This is a genomic window from Phycisphaerae bacterium (genome assembly GCA_018003015.1).
Lineage (GTDB): Bacteria > Planctomycetota > Phycisphaerae > UBA1845 > PWPN01 > JAGNEZ01.
The window spans coordinates 61,222-71,553 of sequence record JAGNEZ010000033.1; the positions used below are offsets into that span (position 1 = coordinate 61,222).

A 10,332-nucleotide genomic window follows, 5' to 3' on the forward strand; every position below is an offset into this window, starting at 1 on the left:
CTGGTCCGCAACCCGAAGTTCCAGGATGCCATCAAGCGGTTCAGGGTTGATCCCTACATGCTGATCGAGGACGAAGCCGAGGCCCTCCAGCACGTTCAGCTTTTCGTCGTGCAGGAGGATCGCAAGCAGGCCCACCTGACCCACGAGGGTGTCGCCCGGGCCCAGGACGAGGCCGGTATCGGCAGTTTCTACGTTGGGGCGAACATGGAGTGTCCGCACCTCATCGAGAACGCGTTGCGGGCTCACACCGTGTACGAGCGCGACAAGGAGTACGTGGTTCAGGATCGCCAGATCATCATCGTGGACGAGTTCACTGGCCGGCTCATGCACGGGCGCCAGTGGTCCGATGGCCTGCATCAGTCGGTCGAGGCGAAGGAAGGTGTGCCGGTCAAGGAGGAGACCCAGACGCTGGCGACCATTACCATCCAGAACTTCTTCAAGCTCTATGAGACGCTGGCGGGCATGACTGGCACGGCCATGACCGAGGCCAACGAGTTCATGAAGATCTACAAGCTTGAAGTGGTGGCCATTCCGACCAACCGTCCGGTCAACCGCGCGGATCACAACGACCGGATCTACCGCACATTCAACACCAAGTACGAGATGATCGTCGAGGAGATCCACGCCATGCACCGCCGGGGCCGGCCGGCCGATCCGTTCCTGCTGGCCGAGGTCTTCAAGCGGTTCAGGCCGCTGATCGCGGCCGACGGTCGCTCGTCCGAAGCCCGGAGCAAGCTGGACCGGCTGGACGAGGCTCTTCGGCGGTTCGACGAGGCCGAGGAGGCCGACGAGAAGACGGTTCAGTTCATGACCGAGGCGTACGACATGGTCATGGGTAATCTGGCCCACGGGCGGCCGATCCTGGTCGGCACCACCAGCGTGGAGAACTCCGAGAAGCTGGCCGTCCTTCTTCAGCGGACCTACGGAATCGAGCATGAGGTGCTCAACGCCAAGCAGCACGCTCGCGAGGCGGAGATCGTGGCCAAGGCCGGCCAGCGCCATCCACCCACGCGTGGCAACGACAAGAGCCTGCTGGGTAACGTGACCATCGCCACGAACATGGCTGGTCGCGGGACGGACATCAAGTTGGAAACGGGTGTGGTCTGCGAGCACTGCAAGGTGGGCGAGGATGTCCGCAGGACTGCCCCGCACTATCCGGAATCGTCGCTGGCCTTGTTCCCCGTGGGCAGCACCAAGTGCTGTATCCACTGTCCCGAGTACGACCCGCGCACGAAGTGCGCTCATTGCTTCAAGCCTCAGCTCGACTCCCGGTTTCCCGAGGTCGGCCGCAAGATCTGCCCGGTGAACTCGCCGTGTGGCCTGCACATCGTTGGTACCGAGCGGCACGAGGCCCGGCGTATCGACAATCAGCTTCGCGGGCGATCCGGTCGGCAGGGCGATCCCGGTTCGAGCCGGTTTTTCCTTTCGCTCGAGGATGACCTGCTCAAGCTGTTCATGCCCGATTGGATGCTCAAGATGATGGAGCGACTCGGATTCACCGAGGGTGTCAGTCTCGAGGACAAGAGGATCACCAAGGGTATCGAGCGGGCCCAGAAGAAGGTCGAGGAGCGCAACTTCTCCACCCGCAAGCACCTCCTCGAGTGGGACGAGCCGATGGACTACCAGCGGCGGGCGTTCTACCGCGAAAGGCAGCAGATTCTCGAGGGTCGCAGACTCAGCGATCTGATCTGGCGGATGATCGACGACACCGTCAAGGAGGTTGTCGCCAGCTACCTCGCGGACGACTACACGGCCAAGCGGATCAGCGAATGGGTGAAGAGCACGCTGGATGTCAACATCAGCTCCGATTCGCTGCGCGACGATGACGCGACCTATCTCGAGAAGCGGATTCGCCAGAAGGCCAAGGACGAGATCCGCGACATGGTACGCACCTCGCTCGGCGAGTACATCGACGAGGAGGAGGCGCCGGAGGCGTGGGACGTCGGTGGTCTGCTCAAGTGGGCTCAGCGGCTGTTCCCCGTGGCTCTTACCCAGAACCACATGCGGAAGATGAGTCCCACCGAGATCGAGGACGCCCTCTACGAGGCGGCCGACGCCCACTACGACAAGATCGATCTCTCGCCGATCGAGGTCTATCTCGATCCCCAGTATGGGCGCGGCGCTTTGGCCGACTGGGTCCGGTCCAAGTTCGGCATTGACTTCAAGCGGGAGGAGATTCTTTCCGGTACGGTGGCGGAAGTGACCGAGCTGATCACCCGGAAGGCGCGCGAGACATACAAGCTCCGCGAGGTTCGCTATCCGATCGAGGCGATCATCAACCGGGCCTTTGGAACGACGGGCACCGACAGCGTCTATTCCCTGCAGATCATCACCGACTGGGCGAACTCCAAGTACCGTGTGGGCTGGACGCCGGAGCGGCTGGCCGGCAAGAGCATCGACGCCATCGCCCGCGATCTCGAGAGTGTCAGCCTGGCGTTTCTCGAGGGCGGGCTGACCAAGGAGATCGACGACGCCGACAGCCGCTACCGCCACAATGCCGAGGGGTTGACTCAGTGGGCCCAGGAGCGGTTCAGCCGGGCGCTCGATCCGAAGAAGCTGACCGAACCCGACGCCGAGGCGAAGAAGGTGCTTCAGCAGGCCGGGTACGAGCTGGTCCGGTGGGAACTGACTCACCTGGAGCGGTATGTTCTGCTGCGTATTTACGACCAGGGCTGGAAGGACCATCTCCTGGAGATGGATCACTTGAAGTATGCGATCATGCAGCGTCCCATGGGTGGCGATCAGACCCACCCGCAGAGCCAGTACGCGATCGAGGGGCGCGAGTTGTTCGAGCAAATGTGGCGAACGATCCGCGACCGAGTGACCGATATTATCTTCAAGGTCGGGGGAGGCCCCGGCGGAGGTGAGGCGACCGAGACGTCGGGGACCACTGGTGGTCCGGGCGGGCTTCTGTCGCGCGCCCAGTTGCGTTACGACTCCGCGACGGGGACCGGTTTCACCAGTGCCGACCAGGAAGCCGCGATGAGGGCCCAGGGCGAAGCCAAGCCGGCCACCATTCGCCGGGATGAGCCCCGGGTCGGGCGGAACGACCCTTGTCCCTGCGGCTCCGGCAAGAAGTACAAGCAATGCCATGGACGGAAGTGATTCGCGGATCAGATGACTCAAGTGCCCGAGGAGCACACAGCGATGACGATGAAGGACAGAGAGATCACCGGCCGCTTCGACAAGAAGCGCGAGAAGGAAGCTCAGATCAAAGCGGGCCTGCCCGGCGAGGACGAACAGCCGTTGCCGCCACCGGTTCAGCCGATCCACAAGGAGAAGTCGGAGATCGGCCGCAATGATCCGTGTCCGTGCGGTTCAGGGAAGAAATACAAGAAGTGTTGCGGCAAGTAACGTGGGGTGCCGGGGCCGAGGCAACCGAATGACCGACATTCGAAAGATGTTGCGCGGTGCCGCGGTCGCATGGCTCGTGTTGATGGCGATTCCCGGTCCGCTGATGGCCGCCGACGAGGGGGCGGTATCTCGGTGGCTCGCTCAGCTCCTGGCCAAGATCATCGATCCGTGGTTCGTGTTCGGGATGGTTGCTCAGGGGGTCTTCTTCGGCCGGTTTTTGGTCCAATGGATCGTCAGCGAGAAGCGGAAACGCAGCACTGTTCCGGTCGCCTTCTGGTACCTGTCGCTCATCGGCGGCCTTCTGACCCTGGTGTACGCGGTCAAGATGGCTGAGCCGGTGTTCATGCTTGGCCAGCTTCTGGCGTGCACGATTTACGCGCGAAACCTGATGCTGATCTATGGTCGGCGGGGGAGGATCGAACAGCGACGGCGGGCGCGAGGGTTGCAGGAGGAACTGCCGGACCACGACGGCCAAGGGGCTGAGTGAGTAGGGGGTGGCTCAGGCGGGGACTGGTGGGCTGGTCAGGCGATGCCGGGTGGGCCGGCCATGGGTGGTTGGGCCCCGGTTCTCGCGACTGGGGACAGGAAAGAACGGCTGGTATGTCCTATAATACCGTTGACGGAGGATCATGGTGGACTGGATCGTTGCGGCTCTGACGGCGACGCGTAGTAACCAGATCATCGTCTGGGGCCTGATCCTGATGGGGGCCGTGGTTGTCCTGTTCGGAGGCCTCTGGTATTATCGCCGTCGCTGGCTTCAGGCGGACGACGAGGTGGAGGCCAACCGGACCCCATGGACGCTGGATGATCTGCGACAGATGCGTGAATCGGGCCAGATCAACGAGGTCGAGTATCAGACCCTCCGGGAAACGATGATCGCCGCGCTGCGGGGTGGCCGACCCAACTCCACGGCTTCTGAGGGCGGTTTATCCGATCGCTCCCGGCGGCAGGGATGGGTCGATTTTGATCTAAGGGAGCCACCTCGCGGCTGACGATAGTTAACGCGTATGCGAGCACGGACAGCAATATCGGGCCTTGGCCCGCGAGCCGAGGGAGAGGATCCAGATGGCGGGAACGCGTAGCGGACAGACTGGTGGCAGCGGCGGCAAGGGGGGTGGGCGCCGTACCACGACCTGTAGTTTCTGCGGCAAGTCGCAGCGAGAAGCCGGCCCGATGGTCGAGGGTCCGGGTGACGTCTACATCTGCGCCGCTTGTGTCGATCTCTGCCACAACATCATCAAGCAGGAGAAGCGCCGCACCGGCCCTGCCCGTCAGGCCGCTGGTTCCATTCCGACTCCCCGTCAGATCAAGGAATTCCTCGATCAGTACGTCATTGGCCAGGAGCTCGCCAAGCGCTGCATGTCCGTCGCGGTGCACAACCACTACAAGCGGCTGGCGCACAGCGATGCGGCCGACGAAGAAGACGTCGAGATCGACAAGAGCAACGTGCTTCTGGTGGGGCCGACCGGCTCGGGCAAGACTCTGCTGGCCCGTACTTTGGCGCGCATGCTGAACGTGCCGTTCGCCATCGGAGACGCGACCACGCTCACCGAGGCCGGCTACGTTGGCGAGGATGTGGAGAACATCCTGCTGCGCCTGCTCCAGAATGCCGACTACGATTTGGAGGCCGCCCAGCGCGGGATCGTCTACATTGACGAGATCGACAAGATCGGCAAGACCAGCCAGAACATCAGTATCACCCGCGACGTCAGCGGCGAAGGCGTTCAGCAGGCCCTGCTCAAGATGCTCGAGGGTACCATATCCAATATCCCGCCGCAGGGCGGTCGCAAGCATCCCGAACAGCAGTACATCCAGATGGACACCACCCACATCCTGTTCATCTGCGGCGGCACTTTTACCGGCCTCAAGGAGATCATCTCCCGCCGGATCGGGCACGCGGCCATCGGCTTCTCCAGCGAGATGGAGACCGAAGACAACGTATCGCAGCTCCGCCATCTGCTGGCCCAGGTCGTTCCCGAAGACCTGGTCGAGTTTGGCATGATTCCCGAGTTGGTGGGGCGTCTGCCGGTGATCGCTGCGTTGGAGCCGATGGGCCAGTCCACGCTGGTTCGCATCCTGACGGAGCCCAAGAACGCCCTCGTTCGCCAGTACGGTCGATTCTTCGAGATGGAAGGCTGCGAACTGGACTTCACTCCCCAAGCCCTGCAGGTCATTGCCGAGAAGGCCATGCAGCGTGACACCGGGGCCCGGGCTCTCCGGGGGGTGATGGAAGAGATCATGCTGGATGTGCTCTTCCGCCTGCCCGAGGAAGGCAACAATGGCCGCTACCTGGTGACCGAGGAGGTTGTCCGCGGCCAAGTGGACCTCTTCAGCCAGCGAACCCTGCGGAAGGAATCGGCGTAACCTTCAGTACTCCACTCGTACGATGAGTTTGCGATCCGGCTTGAGGATCCGAACGGTGTCTTTCCCTGTCTCGAAGCCGCTGGCGTCTTGTCCCTCGACGGCGACCTGCCTGATCGGCTTACCCTCGGGGTGTCGCAGTCTCAGGACAGCGGCTTTTGGCGGCGTTCTGGTGGCAGGATCGAGTTCGGCCTTGATGACTCCAGACTTGACCGAAGACTCGATCCGGTAGCTGACGGGGCCGAAGCGGGTCGGTGCGTTTTTGACGCCGACGGTCATGCCGTCCTTGAGCCACTGATCGGTTACGAAGGGAGCGAGCCAGAGTTCGTCGCCGCGCTCCATGACCATCATGAGTCGGCTCTGATGCAGCAAGTAGCCGGTTTCGTGGGTCTTGTTCCAGGCCGCCGCTCCGTGGAAATGCTCCTGCAGGGCGAGGTCTTCGGCGCTGACCAACGAAGCCAGCGCGTTGAAGTAGGAGCGGATGAAGGGCTTGACATCGTCGCGCAGGGCGTTGATCTCGGCGTTGCGGCAGTAGTATGGCTGGACTTTGGCGAAACCGCCGAAGTTGAAGGGGTCCTTGGCGTTATCCACGGCCGCATAGTCGAACCATCCGTCGGCCAGGAACTGCACGTCCTCCATGTGATCCATCATCCAGGTCACATCGCGGCTCTTCGGATCGAGCATTCCGAACGGAACCAGGTGATGGGCGCCGACTTCGATGTCGTAGCACCAACTCCGGTTGCCGTCCTGGCCCGGGAAGAAGTCGTTGAGTGGCCCGGCGCTGTGTACCTGGGAGGGGTAGCCGGGTACCCAGGTTCCGTTCTGGAGTGGATAGACGGGTGTCCGGGCCTGTGTCCAGCGGTACGCCCGGAAGATATCTTCGGTGAACCGGCCGGCCTGCTGCACGAACTTGTCGGCGTCGGGGTAGCCCACATCGACGAGGGCTTGGCCGGCCTCGCGCAGCCCGGCGCAGTAGTACCCGTTCAGGCAGAAGTGGAAGGCGAACGCGTTCCAGTCGGCCATTACGCCTGGTGGCATGAGCCCGTATTCCGGCGGTTTCTCGCCGAGCGCGTCCAGGTGGCTGGTTTTGGCTCGCTGGGCGAGGATCCACTTGCACACCCGGCCGATCTCGGGGGCGATCCGGCTGAGCCACTTCTCGTTTCGGGTCAGGCCGTAGAACTCGCCAAGCGTCCAGAGATGCCAGCCGGTACCCATCAGGGTGTAGCCGGTGGTCAGGAATCCCTCCTTGCTGAAACGCTGGATGAAGTAGTCAAAAGATCGTTCCGCGAACTCCTGATGTCCGAAGACGCCCATTCCTCGGATAATCGAGTGCGACTCGCTCTCCAGCGGGCCATAGTGGACCGAGGCGATCCACGGGGCCACGCGCCGGCCGGCCTCTTCGTTGCGGGCTGCGAGCATACAGTGGACCTGTGACGCCCGGATGATGTTGTTCAGCAACGCGTCGGGCGTTTCGATCTGCATGCTTGATGCCAGCATTTGCCGCCAGTAGGCCTTGGTCTGAGCGATCGCGGCCGCGGTGTCCACGACCGGGGGGATCTGTTCGCGGGCGGCACGAAGCAGAGGGATCACGACGACCAGCTTGGCGGCTCCGTTGGGCGGCAGCTTGCCGGTCAGTCGGGTGGCGCCGCGCCGCGTTTCGAATTTCAGGCCGCCGGGTTCCTCCGCTGTGAGGGTGGCGAGCAGCCGATCACCTGATTGGGCAAGGACGCTGGCACTGGTGGTCCTTAAGTCTGCGGGCATGCGCTTGGTGATGTCTGCCGTCACCGTCAGGACCAGAGATGCCGTTGCCTCGGCCTGTGATTCGTTGGCTAGGGTGAACTCCGCCACGCACACCGACGGGCGGGGGGCGAAGAGTGATTCGTTTCCGGTGGCCCTGTCGCCGACCGGGACCACGAAGGTCCGTTGCTGGTAGAGAATCCCCTCTTCTCGCACGCGGGTCACGGGAATGGGGTACCAGCCTTCGTCCAGTTGGCGGCTCAGACCCTCGTTCTTCCCCGAGCCGAACACCGGCCGCAGTTCGCATCCCAACTCGAGGCACTTGCTGAGCATCTGATCGTCGGTCCGCGGATCGCTGCTGAATCGGATCATGCCGTTGCGGTACACCACGCACTTGTGGTTGTCGCAGGCCAGGGAGAGCATGGTGGGCAGGACATCTTGCTGAGGGTGGTGGACCCTAGCCATCGCCTGGGCGAGTGTCTGGTCGGGCAGCTTCCGGACCCGTTCGAGCATGGTCTCTTGCCCGGTGACCTTCTTGAGGTAGTCTGGCAGCGTCACCTTGGCCGGATCGGTGGTGACAAACAGCCCGGCATCGCGAACGTAGACGCAGTCGTTCTCAAGCACGTCCTGGACGGCCACTCCGAACGCCATTTCCGGCAGCTCAAACCGAACCACGGTTCGATCCGGTTTCCATCGCCGGGACTTGGCGTAGCGTACTTTCAATCGGAGTGGTTCTTTCAGGTTCCAGTCGGCGCGGATGGCGTTCGCCCCGCCGCTGCCCAGGATCTGCCCGTTGTACAACTCGATACGGCCTTGTTGGCCGCTCTGGGCGTTCTCGAGCTGGCAGAGCAGGGTGACCTCCTCGGTTGGAGTCGGAGCCAGAGCGGTCAGTGACTTGATGATGATTGGCGTTGGGCTGGTGGGGAATAACCCGCGTAGCTTGCGTGTTGCCCCGCGCGCTTCCGGGCAACTCGACCAGTCCGGTTCGATGATCCAGCTGTTGTCGTTCTGCTGGACCTTGGCGTCCAGCGGCTTCCAGTTTCCTTGCCATGCAGACTCGCCCGTCCAGCACTGTAGCTGTACTTCGTCCAGCGAAAGCGGAGCGGCGTTCTTCGCGAACTCGACGACCAGCCGCCTGACCCTTCGTTCCTCCAGCCACTTCAGGCCGATGCAGCCGGCGTAGGTGCCGTCAGCCGGCACGGTGTAGGAACCCTGGGCGTCAGGCTTGAGCGGCGACTCGAGGTAGATGTCTTCGGCGTGGTACTCCTGGATCCGGTTGGCCCGTGATCCGTCGGTTCGCTTCGGGTCGCAGGTGACCACGCGGGCAAAGGGAGCCACGTCCAGGAGTGGTCTCGGCGTGACCGCGGTGGGATGGGCCGCCCGGATCAGCCGAGCCTCTCCCCAGTTGGCACAATCGCAGCTGATGCCGTCGCCGGCGTCGGTCACGATGAGCTGGAGTTCATGGGCCCCGCCCACCGGCACCGACACGAGCTTGGCTTCACCCCCGGACCTCATGATCCCGCTGTCGAAAAGCTGCTTGTCGTCCGCAAGGACCTGGAAGACGACACTGCCGGCGCCGGGCAGAGGTTGCACGCCGACCTCGGCCTCGAACCGCTCGTATTCGCCGGACAGATCGATCACCATCTCGCCGGAGGCGTGGTGGCCAAGGCCTTTGACGTAGGTCTTCTGGCCGATCTTCATTGGCTCTCCGGCCTGTCCGGGCGCGTGGGCGCAGGTGTTGATGCCGAGTTCGCCCCACGCCTGGAGCGTGAGCAGAAACCGTCCCGGCAACTCGGAGAGGTACTCCGTCGTCGGGCTTTTGCCGCCTGCTGAGGTCTCATTGGCCGCCTGGGCAGCGAGGCCAAGACTCAGAACTGCACAGTAAATGGTTGACAAAGCGAACATTCCAGCCTCCTTAGTGGAATAATCTCGAACACCGACCAGTCAGGAGGGATCATACCGTGTTGAAAGAGGAATGACCATCAGGGTTGCTAACACAATCCAGATTGGAGTTGACGCGATGTGTACAGATTCGATCAGCGTGAATCGTTATGCTGGACTGCTCGCCCTGCTGGCGGTGGGGGGGGCTCATCTACTCGCTGGCGAGAAGGTGTCGGCTCCGGCCCGGCTGCCAGCCGCGGTCCGAGATGGCCCGCTGAGCGGCCTGCGTCGGCTGGGGGACATGCCGCTTCGTGACACCTCCGTCTGCCGCGGGCCGGATGGAACGTGGTATCTGACGGGGACGGTTCCGCCCTTCTGGTCCTACAACGAGGGTATCAAGATATGGAAGTCCAAGGATATGGCCGCCTGGGAGCCGCTCGGGATGGTCTGGCGGTACGGCGCAAGCCCCTGGCACAAGCCTTATCTTGAAGCGAAGAAGCCGCTCTGGGCCCCGGAGATTCACTATCTGAAGGGCACCTTCTGGTTGACTTACAGCCTGCCTGGCTGGGACGGGACGGCCAAGACGTCCGGCAGCGGATTGCTCAAGAGTACCGGCGGCAGGGCGGAGGGACCTTACGTGGATGTTCAGGCGGCCGAGCGCATGGGCGATGAGATTGACGCCTCGCTTTTCGAGGACGACGACGGATCGGTTTATTTCCTCTGGCACAGCGGCAAGATCGCCCGGATGAAAGCCGACATGAGCGGCCTGGCCGAGGGTTACCACTGGCTCAAGACGACCGGTGCGGATCCGGATCCGGGTCATCACTCCGGGCTGTGTGCAGGGATTTTCGGCAAGGACTCCTTCGATCACGTCGGGCAGGAGCCGGGGCGATCTCGTGTGTACCAGCGGAATTTCATGAAGAGCGGTGGCGATGGGGGAGTGTCAGGATCAGGAAGACGGCGGGTGAACGTGAGTGGCGGTGGGCATTCGTGGGTTCG

Annotated in this window: 6 protein-coding genes and 3 pseudogenes; 8 read left to right on the forward strand and 1 reads right to left on the reverse strand. The window is 62.9% G+C overall.

What is annotated here, in order from left to right:
• The first annotated feature begins 57 nt into the window (after nt 1-57).
• From KA354_15095 to clpX, 7 genes and pseudogenes are all read left to right on the forward strand, one after another.
• Nucleotides 58-648: pseudogene (locus KA354_15095) on the forward strand (preprotein translocase subunit SecA).
• A 201-nt stretch (nt 649-849) separates the two neighbouring features.
• Nucleotides 850-1,089, forward strand: a pseudogene (locus tag KA354_15100) (hypothetical protein).
• 792 nt (nt 1,090-1,881) lie between these two features.
• Complete coding sequence (locus KA354_15105; protein ID MBP7935970.1) at nt 1,882-3,105, forward strand: SEC-C domain-containing protein; 1,224 nt, start codon at nt 1,882-1,884, stop codon at nt 3,103-3,105.
• 168 nt (nt 3,106-3,273) lie between these two features.
• Nucleotides 3,274-3,354: pseudogene (locus KA354_15110) on the forward strand (SEC-C domain-containing protein).
• A gap of 103 nt (nt 3,355-3,457) precedes the next feature.
• The gene (locus KA354_15115; GenBank protein MBP7935971.1) at nt 3,458-3,841 is read left to right on the forward strand and encodes a lipid-A-disaccharide synthase N-terminal domain-containing protein; all 384 of its coding nucleotides are present in this window, start codon (nt 3,458-3,460) and stop codon (nt 3,839-3,841) included.
• A 142-nt stretch (nt 3,842-3,983) separates the two neighbouring features.
• Nucleotides 3,984-4,346: a hypothetical protein gene (locus KA354_15120; protein ID MBP7935972.1), complete on the forward strand. Its 363-nt coding sequence runs from the start codon at nt 3,984-3,986 to the stop codon at nt 4,344-4,346.
• Nucleotides 4,347-4,419: 73 nt separating this feature from the next.
• Complete coding sequence (clpX, locus tag KA354_15125; GenBank protein MBP7935973.1) at nt 4,420-5,718, forward strand: ATP-dependent Clp protease ATP-binding subunit ClpX; 1,299 nt, start codon at nt 4,420-4,422, stop codon at nt 5,716-5,718.
• 3 nt (nt 5,719-5,721) lie between these two features.
• On the opposite strand, the gene KA354_15130 is transcribed toward clpX, so the two are convergent.
• Entirely contained in the window at nt 5,722-9,357 is a 3,636-nt protein-coding gene (locus KA354_15130; GenBank protein ID MBP7935974.1) for an NPCBM/NEW2 domain-containing protein, read from the reverse strand.
• Between the two features lie 115 nt (nt 9,358-9,472).
• Between KA354_15130 and KA354_15135 the strand changes: the two genes are divergently transcribed.
• Nucleotides 9,473-10,332: family 43 glycosylhydrolase (locus KA354_15135; protein MBP7935975.1), on the forward strand; the 860-nt coding region annotated here is incomplete at its 3' end.

Coding starts and splice junctions, on each gene's coding strand:
- KA354_15115 (MBP7935971.1), top strand. CDS start 3,458: ATGGCCGCCGACGAGGGGGCGGTATCTCGGTGGCTCGCTCAGCTCCTG.
- KA354_15105 (MBP7935970.1), top strand. CDS start 1,882: ATGGTACGCACCTCGCTCGGCGAGTACATCGACGAGGAGGAGGCGCCG.
- KA354_15120 (MBP7935972.1), top strand. CDS start 3,984: ATGGTGGACTGGATCGTTGCGGCTCTGACGGCGACGCGTAGTAACCAG.
- KA354_15130 (MBP7935974.1), bottom strand. CDS start 9,357: ATGTTCGCTTTGTCAACCATTTACTGTGCAGTTCTGAGTCTTGGCCTC.
- clpX (MBP7935973.1), top strand. CDS start 4,420: ATGGCGGGAACGCGTAGCGGACAGACTGGTGGCAGCGGCGGCAAGGGG.